This window comes from Gilliamella apicola (genome assembly GCF_003202655.1).
Lineage (GTDB): Bacteria > Pseudomonadota > Gammaproteobacteria > Enterobacterales > Orbaceae > Gilliamella > Gilliamella apicola_R.
Map to the genome: position 1 here is coordinate 15,210 of NZ_QGLR01000013.1, position 17,770 is coordinate 32,979.

Below are 17,770 nucleotides of genomic sequence, written 5' to 3' on the forward strand. Positions count from 1 at the left end.
AAGGTAGAATAAAATGCTTGTAATGATTGTATCAATTTAGTCTTACTGATTGATGAATAATTTACAAGTGCCTATAAGCATATACTTAAACAGATTAGAACTCGATGAATAAACAAATAATCCCTAAAGTTATACTTCATGAGCATGTAGAAGGCAGTATTACTCCCTTTATGGCGAAAAAACTAGCCGATAAAAATCATTTAACTTTCCCTGAGTCATTATGTTATCGAACCGGCGAATATGATCAAGCCGAGTATAAAAATGGTCGATATAACTATGATGAATCCGATTTTGTTTCATTTATCCAAACCTATGATACTGTCTCTAATTTTGTGAAACATCCTGACGATTATTACCTAATCACCTACGATTTTTTGAGCCGAAATGCTAAACAAGGCTTAATTTATTGCGAATTATTTCTATCACCTTATCATATTTGTGCAACAGAAAACCAAGGTAAAATTGTTTGGGATCAAGCAAGATTTCAACAAACATTAAATCAAATGGACAAAGCGATTGTCGATGTCCAAAAAGAGCATAATATAACGGTACGATATCATGTTATTGGCGTACGCCATCTTGGCGCCGATGTAGTATACGAGACATTACAATTTATTGAGAATAATCCTCATCCATTCATTACTGGATTTAATATTGCCGGCAATGAAAAAGCTGGGCATTTTGATGATTTCGCCAAAGCTCATCAACTCGCGTCTAAATTAAACTTAAAAAAATCCTATCATGCTGGGGAAATCGATTGCGCAGAAAGTATTATCCAAGCGCTTAAGCATGGCGCTAATCGAATCGGCCACGGTATTGCCGCGATTGAAGATGATAAATTGATTAAGCAATTGGTGGAAAACAAGATCACTTTAGAAATAGCTCTCACCAGTAATCGTATTTTAGTCAATAATTTACATGGTGATATTCATAATCACCCAATTCGAAAACTTTATGATAAAGGGGTAAGAATCACCCTTAATACTGATGATGCAGGTATTTTTGGTACCGATATCGAAAAAGAGTATCAGCTTGCCGAACAAATTTTTCATTTTTCACGCTTAGAACTATTTGATATTACACTTTGTGGAATTGATGCCGCATTTATTGAATCCAAAGAAAAATCACGTCTATTAAATGAAGTTTTGGCTTTTTTTACCACCAATGATAAGCAGTGTTTACAACAAGCAATCAACGATGAGCAGTATCACCCCGCTATTATTGAACGATTACAACATTACCAAATTTTATTAGCACAACAGGTTAATGATTAACTGAAGCAGAAAAATAGGAGATTAAAATGAATAAAACCCGATTAACGTTAAGTCTACTACCCCTATTAATTTCTGGAACACTGCAAGCTGCAACTGTAGATTTAAGAATTATGGAAACCACTGATCTGCACGGTAATATGATGAATTTCGATTATTTTAAAGATCAGAATATTGATACCTTTGGTTTAACTAAAACGGCTAATTTAATTCATCAAGCACGACAAGAGGTTAAAAATAGCGTATTAGTTGATAATGGTGATTTGATTCAAGGCAGTCCTATGGCCGATTATGCCTTGAATAAGGGACTAAACAAAGGTGATATCCATCCGGTTTATAAAGCCCTTAATACGCTGGATTATGTAGTTGGTAATATCGGTAATCATGAATTTAATTTTGGTTTGGATTTTTTACAAAAAAGTCAGGCTGGGGCAAATTTTCCTTATGTTAATGCCAACGTTTATGATGCCAAAACGAATAAACCTTTCTTCAGAAAATATATTATTCTAGATAAACCGGTTGTTGATAGAGACGGTAAACAACACACTATTAAAATCGGTTATATTGGTTTTGTTCCACCACAAATCATGCAATGGGATAAACTTAATTTGGAAGGAAAAGTAATAGTTAAAGATATTACCCAAACCGCCAAAGAGTTGGTACCTGAAATGAAAAAACAAGGGGCAGATATTATTGTAGCGATTCCCCATTCTGGCGTTTCTGCTGAACCTTATAAGGCTTTAGCGGAAAATTCGGTTTACTATTTAAGCCAAGTTGAGGGGATTAATGCTATTATGTTTGGCCATTCACATGGCGTATTCCCAAGTGAAGATTTTAAATCGTTGCCTAATACCGATATTAATACCGGAAACATTAACCATATACCGGCGGTGATGCCAGGGCAATGGGGTAGCCATTTAGGCGTGGTCGATTTAGTTATTGAAGGTGATAAGGCTAATTGGAAAGTCGTTTCTGGTAAATCACAAGCCCGCCCAATCTTTGATGTGAAAAACAAAAAAGCGTTGGTTGATGCCGATCAAAACATTGTTAAAGTGTTAAAAGATGATCATGAAGGTACCCGAGAGTTTGTCGGTAAGCCAATTGGTAAGGTATCAACCGATATCAATAGTTATTTAGCCTTAGTGGAAGATACCTCCGCTTTACAGATTATTAGCGATGCGCAAATTGATTATGTAAAACAATTTGTGCAAGGTGATCCTGATCTAGATGGCTTACCCATTTTGTCAGCGATTGCTCCATTTAAAGCAGGTGGTCGTAAAAATGATCCTACTGCATATGTAGATGTGAAAAAAGGTGACTTAACCTTTAGAAATGCAGCCGATATCTATCTTTATCCGAATATTTTATCAGCCGTTAAGATTACCGGAAAAGAGGTTAAAGAGTGGCTAGAATGTTCTGCGGGTGTTTATAATCAAATTGATATCAATTCGCCACAACCACAATATTTGATTAATTGGGATAAATTTAGAACTTATAATTTTGATACTATCGATGGAGTGAGTTATCAAATTGATATCACTAAACCAGCGCGTTACGATGGTAATTGTCAGTTAATCAACCCTGATTCAGAACGTATTGTAAACTTAACTTATCAACAAAAACCGATTGATGCCAATCAAGCTTTTTTAATTGCCACGAATAACTACCGTGCTTACACCGGTGCGTTCCCGGGAACCGGCGGTAAAAATGTTAAATTTAATTCGCCGGATGACTTAAGAGTCATTCTTTCAGCTTACATTACTAATCGCACTAAGAAACAAGGTGAAGTGAAGGTAACAGTTGACAATAACTGGCGAATTGCACCGATTCATAGCCAGACTAATTTGGATATCCGCTTTGAATCTTCACCAACGGAGGAAGCCAAAGCGTATATTGAAAACCATTCATTGTATCCGACTAAATTTGTTGAGAAAGATAAGTTAGGTTTTGGTGTCTATCAACTTGATTTACAAACAGCAAGCAAATCGCAACCTAAAAACCAATAAGAGATTGAAGACTACAAGGATTATAATTATGAAAATTGATAAACTAATCGAACTCGCTAAAACAGCTCGCTCAAAGGCTTATGTGCCCTATTCTAAATTTCAAGTCGGTGCGGTATTGATTACCGAAGATGATGAAGTTATTTTAGGATGCAATATTGAAAATGCCTCTTATGGACTAGCTAACTGTGCTGAACGAACGGCGATTTTTAAAGCCGTATCAGAAGGGAAAACAAAATTCAAAAAATTAGTGGTGATTGGTGATACCGAGGGGCCTATTTCACCTTGTGGAGCTTGTCGTCAAGTTATCAGTGAATTTTGTGCTAAAGATATGCCAGTAATTTTAACTAATATGCACGGCAAAATTCAAGAAACCACTGTCGGTGAATTATTACCTTTCTCATTTTCACCAAGTGATTTAGATTAGTTTTATCGGTGGGCAATGTATTTTAACTAATTAGAAAGTATATTTAGGAAGTCAATTTAGAAAATAAATTAACAGAATAAATTGAAAAACTAATAGGCAAATAATAAAAGTGATTGATGATATAGTTGGCTAACATCAGCGTTATTATCAATCCAAATCGTGGATGAGAAGAATATAATCCTAATTTGATTTATTGATATTAAGAGAGAAGAGTAATGAGATTTGTAGATATTATTGAAAAAAAACGTGATGGCCATGCGTTAACCACTGAAGAAATTCAATTTTTTATTACTAATTATACTAATGGTACGATTCCTGACTATCAAGTCAGTGCGTTACTTATGGCAATTTATTACCAAGGTATGACCTCAAAAGAGTGTGCTGATTTAACCAGTGCGATGATGTATTCCGGTGATACCGTTGATCTTTCATCAATTAAAGGTATTAAAGTCGATAAACATTCAACTGGTGGCGTGGGTGATACAACCACTTTAGTGTTAGCACCATTAGTCGCTGCTTTAGATATTCCGGTTGCTAAGATGTCAGGTCGTGGATTAGGTCACACTGGTGGCACAACTGATAAGTTTGAAACAATTCCCGGCTTTAAAATCGAATTAGGTAAACAAGAGTTTATCGATCAAGTTAACCAAAAAGGTGTAGCCGTTATTGGCCAATCCGGCAACTTGACCCCTGCTGATAAAAAGCTCTATTCATTGCGTGATGTAACTGGTACGGTTAACTCTATTCCATTGATTGCTAGCTCAATTATGAGTAAAAAACTGGCTGCTGGCGCTGATGCTATTGTATTAGATGTTAAAACAGGTGACGGTGCCTTAATGAAAACGATGGAAGATTCGGAAAAATTAGCGCATGAAATGGTAAATATTGGTAACCAAATTGGCCGACGAACCATGGCGATCATCTCAGACATGTCACAACCTTTAGGTTTTGCTATTGGTAATGCCTTAGAAGTTAAAGAAGCCATAGATACTTTAAATGGTCATGGCCCTGCTGATTTAACTGAGTTAGTTTTAACCCTTGGTAGTCAAATGGTTGTGTTAGCCAATAAAGCTAAAACATTAGATGAAGCAAGAGAAAAACTGCAAGAAGTGATTAAAAATGGTAAAGCGATTGAGAAATTCAAAACGCTAATTGAAGCTCAAGGTGGCGATAGTTCAGTCGTAGATCATCCTGAAAAATTGGCTAATGCACGTTATCAAATCGATCTACCAGCACAAAAAGCAGGTTATGTCTCACGGATTATTGCCGACCAAATTGGTATTGCTGCGATGCAATTAGGAGCAGGACGAGCAACTAAAGAAGATATTATTGATCCTGCAGTCGGTATCGTTTTACATAAAAAAGTGGGTGATAAAGTTGCAGAGGGCGAAGCGCTATTAACGATTCACGCAAGTAGTGATCAACTTGATGCAATTAAACAAAAATTGTATGACAATATTGAGATCAGTGATAGTGCTAAACAACCGCAATTAATCTTTAAAGTAATTACGGAATAGTTTTAATAAATAAGGAGTTAGAAGACGCCATGTATTGTTTTAATTTGAATAAAAAACTGTCACTACTTGTTATTTCCATTCTGTTTTCAGCAAATTCATTTGCCGCAGATACCACCAAGCAGCCTACCGCAGTTACTTGGGAGAAAAACAAACCCTACTCGTTTACTATTTTGCATACTAACGACCATCATGGTCATTTTTGGCAAAATGATATTGGCGAGTATGGTTTAGCAGCGCAAAAAACAGTTGTAGATCAAATCAGAAAAGAAGTTGCAGAAAATGGCGGAAAATTACTGCTACTTTCAGGTGGTGACATTAATACAGGCGTCCCTGAATCCGATGTATTACAAGCTAAACCCGATTTTATCGGAATGAACGATATTGGTTATGATGCCATGGCGGTTGGTAACCATGAATTTGATCATCCTTTAGCCGTTATTCGTGAACAACAAAAATGGGCTCACTTTCCATTTTTATCAGCAAATACTTACTTCAAAAATACCGATGAGCGTGTCTTTGATGCCTATAAGATGTTTGATTTAAATGGCATTAAAGTAGCGGTATTTGGTTTAACTACTGATGATACTATTTTGCTTACTTCACCCAAAAATACTGAAGGTATCGAGTTTCGTAAAACCTTGCCAGAAGCGGAAAAAGTCATTAGCCAAATTAAAAGCAATGAACATCCTGATATGATTATTGCGGTTACTCATATGGGACATTATGAAAATGGTGAACATGGTTCAATGGCGCCGGGTGATGTGACATTAGCACGAGGATTAAAACCGGGCGAGTTAAATATGATTGTGGGTGGTCACTCGCAAAATCCGGTATGTATGGCAAGTCCTAACAAACGTATTAATGAATATGTTCCGGGTACGCCATGTGCGCCAGATCAACAAAATGGTACTTGGATTGTTCAGGCTCATGAATGGGGCAAATATGTTGGTCGTGCCGATTTTGTCTTTTTAAACGGAAAAATTACCTTAAAAAATTATCAATTGATTCCCATCAATTTGAAAAAAGAAGTGGATAATGGCAACAATACTAAACGTCTTGAGTATTACACCAGTGAGATCGAACAAGATGAAAAATTGTTAGCAACACTCAAACCTTATCAAGATCAGGGTAAAGAGCAGTTACTTACAAAAAGCGGTGAATTAATTGGTCGTTTAGAAGGTGAACGTAACGTAGTAAGATATCAACAAAGTAACATGGGACAGTTACTACTCAGTGCCTTGATTGAAAAAACCAATGCTGATATTGGAGTTATGGCTGGCGGTATGATTCGAGATTCACTTATCGAAGGTAATATTACTTATCGTGACATTTTAAAAGTTGAACCTTTTGGTAATAGTGTTGTCTATTTTGATTTAACTGGTCGTGAGTTGGTGGAGTATCTTAAAGTTGCCTTAAGTAAAAAACAGGGTTCGGGCGGCTATACCCACTTAAAAAATATCACATTAACTAAAACTGGCGATACGATTAGTGATATTAAAATTAATAATGAGCCAATTGATATGCAAAAATCCTATCGCATTACGACATTAGATTATTTAGCAGCTGGCGGAGATGGTTATCCTGTTACCAACACTTCAGCAACTTATGTGGATACCGGTTACCGTGACGCCGATGTGATAAGACAATATTTTGAAGCGCATTCGCCAATCAATGCCGCCGATTATGAACCGACGAAGTTTATTTTAGAAAAATAGTGGTTTTAACTAAGAGATATACAACATAAATAGCACTGACGATAATGATTTTCAGTGCTAATAATTAGCTATCAAGATTTAATTTTGCTTTCAGCATTATATAGAGGTATTTATGAACATGACAGAATTTCAAAAAAATTGTTACGATATTGTGACCGACCCTAATTTGTCACCAAAACAAAAAGCTAACCTTCTCGCTTTAGCCGCTGAAAATAATTTACCCTATGTTAATTTAGATAGTGAAACGCAAAATGCCCTTAATGAGCGAGTAATTTGCGACATGTATGAAGGCCATGCCCCATATAAACCTCGTTATGTATTACCGGATTATGCAAAATTTCTTAAGCAAGGATCAGAATATTTAGAACTTGAACCAGCAAAAAACTTTGATGATGCATTAAATATGTTAACCATTGCTTATCATCACGTTCCTTCTGTCACTGGTATGCCGGTTTATTTAGGCTGTTTAGATCAAGTCTTACTTCCTTATGTTGGTAATTTAACAGAAGAAGAGCTCTATCCGCGATTAAAACGTTTTTGGATTATGTTAGATCGTAATCTTCCTGATGCCTTTATGCATGCCAACATTGGGCCAACCGATAATGTGATCTGCCGAGTGATATTACGTGTCGATCGTGAACTTAAACAAGTTGCACCTAATTTAACCTTTATTTATGACGAAAATATCACACCAGAATCTTTACTTAACACCGCAATTGAGAACATTTGCCACACAGCCAAACCACATATTGCTAATAATATGATGATTAAAAAAGATTTTGATGACAAAGGTTATGGGGTGGTGAGCTGTTATAACTCACTACCTATTGCCGGTGGTGGTAGCACGTTATCTAGAATCAATTTGAAAGAAGTCGCATTAAAAAGTAACAACATTACCGATTTTTTACAAAATACCTTGCCTTATTATTGCCAATTGCAATTGAATTTAATCAAAGCAAGATCGGAATTTCTTTATGAGAAATCGAATTTCTTCGCAAATAACTTTTTAGTTAAAGAGGGATTAATTGACGCAAACCGATTCGCGCCAATGTTCGGTATTTATGCCATGGCTGAGGCAGTCAATATTCTACAAGAAAAATCCAACTTAGCTGGGCGTTATGGCGTCGATGAAGATGCTAATCAACTGGCCACCACTATTTCTCAACAATTAGCCGACTTTATTGATAACCATAAAATTAAGCATGCATGGCAAGGTAAAGCAATGTTACATGCTCAATCTGGCATCAGTTCAGATAGAGGCGCTACGCCAGGTTTACGTATTCCTTATGGACATGAACCGGATCCAGTTACTCATATTATGGCACTATTTAAACACCATAAATATTATACCTCTGGTATTAGTGATATTTTAACGGTTGATGAAACAATAAAAAACAATCCTCTAGCCTTAGTACAGATTTGTAAGGCAGCCTTTAAATTTGGTTTCCGTGAATTTACCGCTAATATCAGTGGTAATGATCTGGTACGTGTAACTGGCTATATGGTGAGATTATCAGATATCAAAAAATACAAACAAGAGGGATCGCGAATTAATACCACCTTTTTAGGTAGTGAAGCGGCCGAAGATACTGAAAATAACAGCTACTTATGCCGAACACCTCGGGTAATCAGTCATGAACAAGTCATGGGCAATCGTTAATAAACTGTTACCCTTTTCTTGTGTTGATGGACCGGGAAACCGGTTAGTCATCTTTTTACAAGGCTGTAATTTCAAATGTTTAAATTGCCACAATCCTTATACCATTTCACGGTGTAAGGATTGTGGGGATTGCGTTACTACCTGTCCACATCAAGCGTTAACATTTATCAATAACAAAGTGATTTGGCAATCTTCAAATTGCCAGCAATGTGATACCTGTATTAATACCTGTAATTATCAATCCACACCAATGACCTATAACTACAATATTGAAGATATTCTACTCGAAATTCGTAAATACTTACCTTTTCTAAATGGCATTACAATTAGCGGTGGTGAAGCGACCTTACAGTTACCTTTTATTGAAAAGCTATTTCAAGCGATAAAACAAGCAGAAGATTTAAAACACCTGACTTGTTTTATTGATAGTAATGGTTATTTAGCTAAAACTGGCTGGCAAAAAGTTGAAAGAGTAATGGATGGTGCGATGATCGATCTGAAAGCTTGGGATACTCAAGTGCATAAAAAACTTACTGGTCGGGATAATGATCGCGTCAAACAAACCATTGAATATCTAGCCCAAATAGGAAAACTGCATGAAGTCCGATTTTTAGTGATTCCTGAGCATACTGATTTGCAAAACAGTGCTAAACAACTTGCTGATTTTTTAATAATACTCAACCCACAAATTAAAGTCAGAATTAATGCTTTTCATAATCATGGTGTACATGGCATAGCCAAAACATGGCCAGCGGCAACACAACAGCAAATCGAATCTTTTGCTGCTGAATTAAAACATTATGGATTGCAAAATATTACTTTGCCGAGTATCTATTTATAATATCTTTATAGCCACATTAATTATAAGGTCGGATTATTTACAGGTACTTGCTAACCGGTAATTGTGATGCTAATCATATTGCAAATGCAAAAATAATTATCTTTAATCAATACGAAACGACTGATAAGCATAATTATCACCCCTGACAAAATAAACTTGCTGGAAGATGGCAATATTTTTTTACCAACTTCAGCAAGTCATCAATTTTAATTAATATTTGGTACACATGGTATAGGCACTATCTGGTTCGACAATGACATTACCCTCAGCATTTCCTACACTATAACGATGGATAAATCCATCGGAGTCAACCACAGAAGTCAATTCATTGGTGAAATAAAAATCATAATTAAATAATTTTTCGTAATCAGAATCACTGATACCAGCCATCATATCGCGCAAGTCACCATTTATTGGTGCATAATAGAAAATTTTACCCCACTCTCCCATTAAGCTATTGCCAATAGCACGTTTATATCCATTTCCTTGGAGATACCATTGGGTATTAGTGTTATTATCATAAGCAAGAGGTGAATTAGTCAGTTCTGCTCGCGTTGGTAAGCGATCACCACTGTTTCGGCATAAAGATTCCGCATTATAGAAAGAGATGAAGCCAAGATTGCCTTTATGTACATAAAACCAATGTTGTATCGAGAATTGATAGATGAACGTTGCGTTTGTTTGCGTGTTGGTAAGTTGAATTACAAATTTATCTCCTTTACTAGGGACATTATTAGTAAAGATAAATTCACTTTTTGAGTCTGCAACCGAACTGCGTGGTACATTTTTTAGGGATGAATTTGGATTTTTAAGTATTTTGTATGTATATTGTGATATCGAATTAACTGGCACAATTCTGAAGCGAGCATATGGAAATGCAGTGCTTGGGAAATGATTACCGGAAGCATCAACAGCCGAGGCTATAAAACCAGTACCTTTAACAAATTGATTTGGATCATAAGGATCGGCTCGATTAACAACGTTACTCCCCCACCATGCATTATTATCACCTTCCGGCCAGCCAGTTGGATAAAGGGTGTTAACTGCTAAAACGCCAGGTCTTATATAACAAATACCATCGTTAGCTTTTACGGTAAATGTTTTTGAAACTTCTTTAGGCTGAGATTCAGTTGGAACACCATACTGAGTTCTAGCAGAAATATTAATAGTAAGCTTTAGTGTTGAATCACCTTTATAAGGCTCTGAATTACAGATATTACTACCTAATGCAGCTGTTGAATCAGAAGGAATTATATTATTATTACTATCACGCCATTCAGCTGTTATACTCTCCACTTTAAAATTATTGCTACTTCCCAAATAATCACCATCAATATCAATAATATCATCATTAGTCATAGTCGAAAAATCAACATCAAATGAATACATACTTGGTGAAGTATTAAAAGCAACAGATATTTGCTTAGATGAACCAGGGGTTATAACTAAAGGATCACTGTTTGGTACATTTAATTTTACTTTAATACCATTAAGCGCTTTTGTGCCGCCTGACTCTGAAATCTCCGGCGCATTACCAATAATATACATTTGCGTGATCACGTATGACGGCAAAATTGCTAACGCATTATTTATAGAAATCGATAGTACCGATAAAAATAACATCGGTTTTAATGGTTTTGATAATAGTATTAAAAACAATTTTCTAAAAAAAACTACACAATTGTTCATCGCTACTCCTCTATACATAAACTTCTCCGCCGTTCCGAATAAGATTATTGATTTGAAGAATTATTGAATTAACAATTTTTATAGAAAGATAAAAAATTGCTACCCGCTAATATCAGTGCTAAGACGACAAAAAACCGCTTGCTGAAAATCATCCAAGGTACAGTTTGAACAAAATTACTTTTGTTTGAGACTTAAATCGTAACATCCTAAATTCTAAAAAAATTTAAAATAAGAACATCAGATAAATATTTTGAAAAGCTAAAAAGATATGATTAAAAGTAAATTTAATACGAGTATAAATTGATATAAAATCAATAGTGCTAGCTATTATATATTAATTATCCTTAAGAGGGAAATTAAAAAATATTATTATTTACATTATTAATAGGAACCAACAATTAAAAATATTAAATTTCATTTTACACGTTATATTGGTTTACATTAATAAAATAAGGGGGGGCTCCCCCTTTAATATTGCTATAAATCTATTTATTTTTTTTAAATGCCGCGGCAAAGGCATTACCCATTGCGCTATTAGTTGCCGTTGTAGCGGGACGATGTTTACTATTGGATGATACATTTAGCGATTTATTATCCACTTTTGCCGAGGGAGTATCATCTAAACGCATTGATAAAGCGATACGTTTTCGAGGAATATCAACTTCTATCACTTTTACTTTTACAATGTCACCTGCTTTAACTATGGTTCGCGGATCATCAACAAATTTATCGGACAACGCCGAGATATGAACCAGACCGTCTTGATGCACACCGATATCGACAAAAGCGCCAAAATTAGTTACATTAGTTACCGCACCTTCCATAATCATGCCAATTTTTAAATCCTCCATTGTTTCAATGTTATCGGCAAATTGCGCTGTTTTAAATTCAGGCCGAGGATCGCGCCCAGGTTTATCTAATTCTTTGATAATATCCGTTACCGTCGGTACACCAAAATGGTCATCGACATAATCAACCGCTTTTAATGATTTTAGATAGTTTGAATCACCTAAAATATCTTTTAAAGATTTATGGTTTTTAGCTAAAATTCGCTCAACCACAGGGTAAGCTTCAGGATGAACAGCCGATGCATCAAGTGGGTTAGTACCTTCCATAATTCTTAAAAAACCGGCACATTGTTCAAAGGCTTTAGGCCCTAATCGTGGCACTTTTAATAATTGTTTTCTATCGGCAAATTTACCGTTTTGGTTACGCCAATCGACAATATTTTGAGCAATAACTTTATTAAGGCCAGCAATACGCGCAAGTAACATCATAGAGGCTGTATTTAAGTTAACCCCTACCGCATTTACCCCATCTTCAACTACTGCATCAAGTTTTTTCGCAAGTTGAGTTTGGCTTACATCATGTTGATATTGACCAACACCTATCGATTTTGGATCAATTTTAACTAATTCAGCTAATGGATCTTGCAAACGTCGCGCAATGGAAACCGCACCACGGATTGATACGTCGAGATCAGGAAACTCTTGTGCTGCAAGTTCTGAAGCCGAATAAACAGACGCCCCAGCTTCACTAACAATCACTTTCTGACCTTTCACATCTGGATATTTTTTCTGCACATCAAGATAAAAGCGTTCTGTTTCTCGTGAGGCAGTACCATTACCGATCGCCACAAGTTCAACTTGATATTTTATACAAAGTGCTGCAACAACCATTGCGGCTTTATCCGCCTGACCGGTATGAGGATAGATAGTTTCGGTAGCAACTAATTTTCCGGTGGCATCAACAACGGCAATTTTAACACCAGTTCGCAAACCTGGATCCATCCCCATGGTGACTTTCATGCCCGCCGGTGCCGCCATTAACATATCGTGTAGATTAGCGGCGAAAACATTAATAGCTTCTTCTTCGGCTCGTTCTCGTAATGTGGTCATTAGTTCGGTTTCCATGTGCATTAGGATTTTAATGCGCCATGTCCAGTTGATCACTGCTTTTCGCCACTTATCGGCAGGCTGATCGTTGAAGCGCACACCTAAATGTTCAGTAATAATCTGCTCGCAATAACTCTCTTTAGGTGCTTCGTCAAATTGTGGATCAGCATTTAATGATAGTTGTAAAAATCCTTCATTTCGACCACGGAACATCGCTAAAGCTCGATGTGATGGTACTTTGGAAATAAGTTCACTTTGGGCAAAATAATCTCTAAATTTAGCGCCTTCTTCCTCTTTACCGGTAATAACTTGAGAAACAAGGTGGGCATTATTCCAAAGATAATGACGAACTTTAGCTAGTAAAGCGGCGTCTTCGGCAAAGCGCTCCATTAAAATATAACGTGCACCATCTAATGCTGATTTAGTATCAGCTACGCCTTTTTCTGGATCAATATATTTTTCAGCTTCTGCTTCTGGATTGAGATCTGGGCATTGCCATAAATCATCAGCAAGTGGCTCAAGACCCGCTTCTATGGCTATTTGTCCGCGTGTGCGACGTTTTGGTTTATAAGGGAGATAGAGATCTTCTAATTCGGTTTTACTAAGGGTATTGGTAATTTTTTGACTTAATTCAGAGGTTAATTTACCCTGCTCCTCAATTGATTTTAAAATCGTCTGTTTACGATCCTCTAGTTCTCGCAGATAACTTAAACGACTATCTAAAGTACGTAACTGGGTATCATCTAATCCTCCCGTTACCTCTTTACGATAGCGAGCAATAAAGGGGACGGTACTACCATCATCTAATAATTGTATGGCAGCTAAAACTTGTTCTGGTTTTACGGTTAATTCACCCGCTATAATATGGCTAATTTGATTATTTATCATGGTATCTCTGTATATCTTGTCGATTAACGGAATTTAAATTCATCATGCAAAAAGCTAATTATATAACAAGAGAAGGCTACTTGGCACTCGATCGTGAACTGAAATATTTATGGAAAGAAGAAAGACCAAGAGTAACCCAAGCGGTATCTGATGCGGCCGCACTTGGCGATCGTAGTGAGAATGCCGAATATATCTATGGAAAAAGACGATTAAGAGAAATTGATAGACGAGTACGATTCTTGACTAAACGCTTAGAGATCTTAAAAATTGTCGATCCTGATCCCCGTCAAGAAGGTAAAGTTTTTTTTGGCGCTTGGGTAAAATTAGAAGATGATTCAGGAAAATTACATATTTATAGAATCGTCGGTACCGATGAATTCGATCCGAAGAGAAATTGGATATCCATCAATAGCCCTGTTGCCAGAGCTTTGATTGGTCATAAGATTGATGATGAAATATCAGTTATCACACCAAACGGTAAAACGTTTTATTATATTATTGATATTAGTTACCAAGAACTTGTTTAGATGTTTTTTTATGATTATTTAAATAATAAACATTCAAAATCATCTACGTTATCAACTTTGATTAAATTATCAAGTCGATCGTCTTCATCCAGCCATTCGATGAGATCAGACATCGCATCGATATGCTTATTATTGTCTGATGCAGCTAACATAATAAGCAAAGATATTTTTTCACCATCAGGAAAAATAACTGGATGAGTGCATTTTAATAAAGAAAACTTTGTATCATCACAAATTACACCATTTTCAGAACGAGCATGAGGTAAGGCAAAGCCATCTGCAATAATAAAGTAAGCACCAATTTCATTAACATTATCAATAATAGATGTGATATATCTTTGTTCGATGTGATTGTTTTCGATTAATGAATTTCCAACTATTTGAATCGCACTTTTCCAATCCAAATTTTCTTTACTAAATTGCCAATGCTGCTCAAAAATAGGATGTAACTGTTTAGACATATTTTAACCTTTACTCTTGTATTACTTATTATTAATTTCTAACTTTAAAATGGTTACAAGCTATCACTTGTAACCATTATTTATTTTAAAATAAAACCTGCAAAAATTGGTCACAAATATTTTGACCACTAATGCCATATTTATCTTTTAATTGACTACTTTTTCCTGATTCGGTAAACGTATCACAAACGCCTATCCTTATTAGTGGTTTTAAAATACCATTTTGCATACTTTGCTCGGCAATTAATCCACCTACTCCGCCATTAATACTATGGTTTTCAACAGTTATAATGACATTAACCTGTTGACATAAGGATTTAAATTTTTCCTGATTAAATGGTTTAATACAGGCTAAATGTATAAGTTTACCTTTATGACCAAGTGCGGATAATTTTTGATAACCGTCATTAGCTTGTTCGTAACTTGCCCCTTCGAAGATGATGGCAAAATCATTTCCTTCATCAATAACCGCATCAATGTCATTGACTCGAGGAACGATTGTTTTATCCCGAACTGGCATTGGTTCACGTGCAACTCTAATGTAAACTGGACCATTAATTTTAGCCGCTTGTTCAAAAGCTTGGTAAACTTCATCGGCATCAGCAGGCGATAAAACGGTTAGATTAGGTAAAACTCTTGTTAACGCAATATCTTCTAGAGCATGATGTGAGGCACCATCAAATCCACCATCAACACCTGGGTGAGTTCCAACTATTTTAATGTTGGCATTTGCATAACAAGATTGACGCAGCTGAGTCCATACTGTTCCGGTTGCAAAAATAGCAAAATCAATAAAGAACGGAATTAATCCTTCGAATGATTGCCCCGCGGCAAAACTTAATGATGAAGCTTCAGCAATACCCATTTCAAAAAAACGTTCTGGGTAATTTTTTGCAAACTGATCTGCACGAGTTGAACTAGCTAAATCACAATCAATAACAGTAATTGGGAAATTGTTTTCTGCTAATTGAATTAACGCTTTACCAATTGCATCTCGAGGTGCTTTCATTTCTGTCATTGTAAATCCTCCATAGCTTGTTTATATTCAACATCAGTTGGTGTTTTAGAATGCCAATCACCATTATTTTCCATAAAACTAACCCCTTTCCCTTTAATGGTGTGTGCTAAAATAGCTATCGGTTTTCCTTTATAATGACGCGCCAAAGCAAAACCATCGACAACTTGTTGCATATCATTACCGTCGGTTAATTCAATTACGTGCCAACCAAAAACTCGTAATTTGTCAGCCAATGGCTCCAATCTACATACTGAATTTACCTCGTCATGAGACGATAATTTGTTGTAATCAATAACCGCAACTAAATTATCCATTTGCATGTGAGCGGCTTGTTGTAGCGCTTCCCAAATTTGTCCTTCATGCATTTCACCATCACCAATGATGGCATAAACTTTATTAGGATCATTATTGAGTTTTTTGGCGGCAGCCATTCCCAATGCAATTGACAAACCTTGGCCTAATAAACCTGTATTTGCATCAAGTTGTGGGACCGTTTTGATATTAGGATGCCCTTGCAGACGAGAATTTAAATTACGAAAAGTACTCATTTCTTCATCTTTAATAAAACCTAATTGTTTAAGTAATGCGTACTGAATAGCAACCGCGTGACCTTTACTCATCACCAGCCGAGCTCGCGGACTTTGGTTGAAATTAATTTCATTGTGATAAAGGTAGGTCATGATATCGGTTATTGATAATGCCCCACCAGGGTGACCTGCCCCTGAACGATATATCATAGTGACAATATCACGTCTGGCTTGTTTTGCTGAAATTTTTAACTGTTCAATATTCATTATTTCCTCACTTGTTCTGTTCCATAATCAAGCTCAACATTTAATAAGCACTTTAAGTTTGCCATCAAGATTTCCCGATATAGCTTGTTGAAAGGCTTTATCGGCATCTTCTAATGAAAATACTTTTTCATAAATAATTTGAGATAAGTCGGTTTGAACTTCTTTTCGATTTAGTAATTTAGCCGTATTAATAAGATCTTCCGGTGTATACATATGACTGGAGATAACGGTTATTTCTGATGATTGTAATTCATGAAGATTTACGCTATTTCCTTTAGCATATTGGGCGATAAGCACTAAATATTCAGGTTTTCGTTGAGAATCAATAATTTCATCAAATACCTTTCTAACCCCCGAGCATTCAAAAATGATTGGTCTAATTTTTGAATTTAAAATATCGACTTCAGAGATATTATTTTTCACCGTGAAACCAAGTTCATTAAGTAATTTAACTCGAGCTTGATTGGTTTCAATGATAATTGGTTTTAGATTATGAAGATGTTTTAAAACCAAGCCGGTCACTACACCGATAGTGCCACCACCAGTAATAATGATTGGATAATTATTTAAATCTATATTTTCTAGAAGCGTAACTGCATGGTAACCGACCGCCAAAGGTTCAAATGTTGCGGCTATTTTAAGATCGATGTTATTGTCTAATTTGACTAAATGATCAAGATCTATGGTGATATATTGCGCTAAAGTCCCATCTAATCTAAATCCCATTACACGGCGATTTACACGACAAATATTAGGATGTCCATTAACACAGTTAACACATTCCCCACAGCCAACAAGTGGATTGATTGCCACGTGATCACCAACTGAAAATCCTTTAGTATTAGGACTTACTTTGGTAATAACTCCAACCGCTTCATGGCCTTGAATAAAGTTTGTTGGTGGCTTCAATGAGGGATGCATTCCCAGATAGAAGTGGGTATCTGAACCACAGATACCACCATATTCAATTTTAACGACTGCATTTCCATCATTGAGTGAGGGTTCAGGAAGCTCAATGATGTCTGTTTTTTTAATATCAGTTATTTTCACTGCTTTCATGTTTT

The 17,770-nt window shown here is 36.0% G+C and carries 13 protein-coding genes and 1 pseudogene; 8 read left to right on the forward strand and 6 right to left on the reverse strand.

The window, feature by feature from the left end:
* Positions 1 to 104 precede the first annotated feature (104 nt).
* From add to DKK70_RS11470, 7 genes are all read left to right on the forward strand, one after another.
* Positions 105 to 1,274: an adenosine deaminase gene (add, locus tag DKK70_RS11440; protein WP_110434132.1), complete on the forward strand. Its 1,170-nt coding sequence runs from the start codon at positions 105 to 107 to the stop codon at positions 1,272 to 1,274.
* Positions 1,275 to 1,300: 26 nt separating this feature from the next.
* The gene (locus DKK70_RS11445; protein WP_110434133.1) at positions 1,301 to 3,277 is read left to right on the forward strand and encodes a bifunctional 2',3'-cyclic-nucleotide 2'-phosphodiesterase/3'-nucleotidase; all 1,977 of its coding nucleotides are present in this window, start codon (positions 1,301 to 1,303) and stop codon (positions 3,275 to 3,277) included.
* A gap of 28 nt (positions 3,278 to 3,305) precedes the next feature.
* Positions 3,306 to 3,701, forward strand: a complete 396-nt coding sequence (locus DKK70_RS11450; RefSeq protein ID WP_034883598.1) for a cytidine deaminase — start codon at positions 3,306 to 3,308, stop codon at positions 3,699 to 3,701.
* Between the two features lie 215 nt (positions 3,702 to 3,916).
* Positions 3,917 to 5,218, forward strand: coding sequence for a pyrimidine-nucleoside phosphorylase (locus DKK70_RS11455; protein WP_110434134.1), 1,302 nt, complete (start codon positions 3,917 to 3,919; stop codon positions 5,216 to 5,218).
* Positions 5,219 to 5,247: 29 nt separating this feature from the next.
* Entirely contained in the window at positions 5,248 to 6,933 is a 1,686-nt protein-coding gene (gene ushA, locus DKK70_RS11460; protein ID WP_110434135.1) for a bifunctional UDP-sugar hydrolase/5'-nucleotidase UshA, read from the forward strand.
* 112 nt (positions 6,934 to 7,045) lie between these two features.
* Positions 7,046 to 8,593 carry a YjjI family glycine radical enzyme gene (locus DKK70_RS11465; protein ID WP_375334986.1) on the forward strand — a complete coding sequence of 516 codons (1,548 nt, stop codon included), beginning with the start codon at positions 7,046 to 7,048 and terminating at the stop codon, positions 8,591 to 8,593.
* Positions 8,568 to 9,434: a YjjW family glycine radical enzyme activase gene (locus tag DKK70_RS11470; protein WP_110434137.1), complete on the forward strand. Its 867-nt coding sequence runs from the start codon at positions 8,568 to 8,570 to the stop codon at positions 9,432 to 9,434. The genes DKK70_RS11465 and DKK70_RS11470 overlap by 26 nt, the downstream gene beginning before the upstream one ends.
* A 210-nt stretch (positions 9,435 to 9,644) precedes the next feature.
* On the opposite strand, the gene DKK70_RS11475 is transcribed toward DKK70_RS11470, so the two are convergent.
* Together DKK70_RS11475 and DKK70_RS11480 are read right to left on the reverse strand one after the other, a co-directional pair.
* The gene (locus DKK70_RS11475) at positions 9,645 to 11,123 is read right to left on the reverse strand and encodes a hypothetical protein (RefSeq protein WP_110434138.1); all 1,479 of its coding nucleotides are present in this window, start codon (positions 11,121 to 11,123) and stop codon (positions 9,645 to 9,647) included.
* A 607-nt stretch (positions 11,124 to 11,730) separates the two neighbouring features.
* Positions 11,731 to 13,906, reverse strand: a pseudogene (locus DKK70_RS11480) (Tex family protein); the annotation flags it as partial.
* Between the two features lie 44 nt (positions 13,907 to 13,950).
* On the opposite strand from DKK70_RS11480, the gene greB reads away from it, so the two are divergent.
* Positions 13,951 to 14,433, forward strand: a complete 483-nt coding sequence (gene greB / locus DKK70_RS11485) for a transcription elongation factor GreB (protein WP_110423863.1) — start codon at positions 13,951 to 13,953, stop codon at positions 14,431 to 14,433.
* A 14-nt stretch (positions 14,434 to 14,447) separates the two neighbouring features.
* Here greB and DKK70_RS11490 read toward each other — a convergent pair whose 3' ends face one another.
* From DKK70_RS11490 to DKK70_RS11505, 4 genes are all read right to left on the reverse strand, one after another.
* The gene (locus DKK70_RS11490; RefSeq protein WP_110423864.1) at positions 14,448 to 14,894 is read right to left on the reverse strand and encodes a PTS sugar transporter subunit IIA; all 447 of its coding nucleotides are present in this window, start codon (positions 14,892 to 14,894) and stop codon (positions 14,448 to 14,450) included.
* An 85-nt stretch (positions 14,895 to 14,979) separates the two neighbouring features.
* Positions 14,980 to 15,903 (reverse strand): transketolase family protein, encoded by a 924-nt coding sequence (locus DKK70_RS11495; RefSeq protein WP_110434304.1) that lies wholly within the window; start codon positions 15,901 to 15,903, stop codon positions 14,980 to 14,982.
* A 5-nt stretch (positions 15,904 to 15,908) separates the two neighbouring features.
* On the reverse strand, positions 15,909 to 16,706 hold the full coding sequence (locus DKK70_RS11500) for a transketolase (RefSeq protein WP_110434140.1): 798 nt from the start codon (positions 16,704 to 16,706) through the stop codon (positions 15,909 to 15,911).
* Between the two features lie 33 nt (positions 16,707 to 16,739).
* The gene (locus DKK70_RS11505; protein ID WP_110434141.1) at positions 16,740 to 17,765 is read right to left on the reverse strand and encodes a zinc-dependent alcohol dehydrogenase; all 1,026 of its coding nucleotides are present in this window, start codon (positions 17,763 to 17,765) and stop codon (positions 16,740 to 16,742) included.
* Positions 17,766 to 17,770: the final 5 nt, after the last annotated feature.

Excerpts from the sequence above, each read along its gene's own strand:
- add (WP_110434132.1), top strand. The coding sequence starts at position 105 with ATGAATAAACAAATAATCCCTAAAGTTATACTTCATGAGCATGTAGAA.
- DKK70_RS11445 (WP_110434133.1), top strand. The coding sequence starts at position 1,301 with ATGAATAAAACCCGATTAACGTTAAGTCTACTACCCCTATTAATTTCT.
- DKK70_RS11450 (WP_034883598.1), top strand. The coding sequence starts at position 3,306 with ATGAAAATTGATAAACTAATCGAACTCGCTAAAACAGCTCGCTCAAAG.
- DKK70_RS11455 (WP_110434134.1), top strand. The coding sequence starts at position 3,917 with ATGAGATTTGTAGATATTATTGAAAAAAAACGTGATGGCCATGCGTTA.
- ushA (WP_110434135.1), top strand. The coding sequence starts at position 5,248 with ATGTATTGTTTTAATTTGAATAAAAAACTGTCACTACTTGTTATTTCC.
- DKK70_RS11465 (WP_375334986.1), top strand. The coding sequence starts at position 7,046 with ATGAACATGACAGAATTTCAAAAAAATTGTTACGATATTGTGACCGAC.
- DKK70_RS11470 (WP_110434137.1), top strand. The coding sequence starts at position 8,568 with ATGAACAAGTCATGGGCAATCGTTAATAAACTGTTACCCTTTTCTTGT.
- DKK70_RS11475 (WP_110434138.1), bottom strand. The coding sequence starts at position 11,123 with ATGAACAATTGTGTAGTTTTTTTTAGAAAATTGTTTTTAATACTATTA.
- greB (WP_110423863.1), top strand. The coding sequence starts at position 13,951 with ATGCAAAAAGCTAATTATATAACAAGAGAAGGCTACTTGGCACTCGAT.
- DKK70_RS11490 (WP_110423864.1), bottom strand. The coding sequence starts at position 14,894 with ATGTCTAAACAGTTACATCCTATTTTTGAGCAGCATTGGCAATTTAGT.
- DKK70_RS11495 (WP_110434304.1), bottom strand. The coding sequence starts at position 15,903 with ATGAAAGCACCTCGAGATGCAATTGGTAAAGCGTTAATTCAATTAGCA.
- DKK70_RS11500 (WP_110434140.1), bottom strand. The coding sequence starts at position 16,706 with ATGAATATTGAACAGTTAAAAATTTCAGCAAAACAAGCCAGACGTGAT.
- DKK70_RS11505 (WP_110434141.1), bottom strand. The coding sequence starts at position 17,765 with ATGAAAGCAGTGAAAATAACTGATATTAAAAAAACAGACATCATTGAG.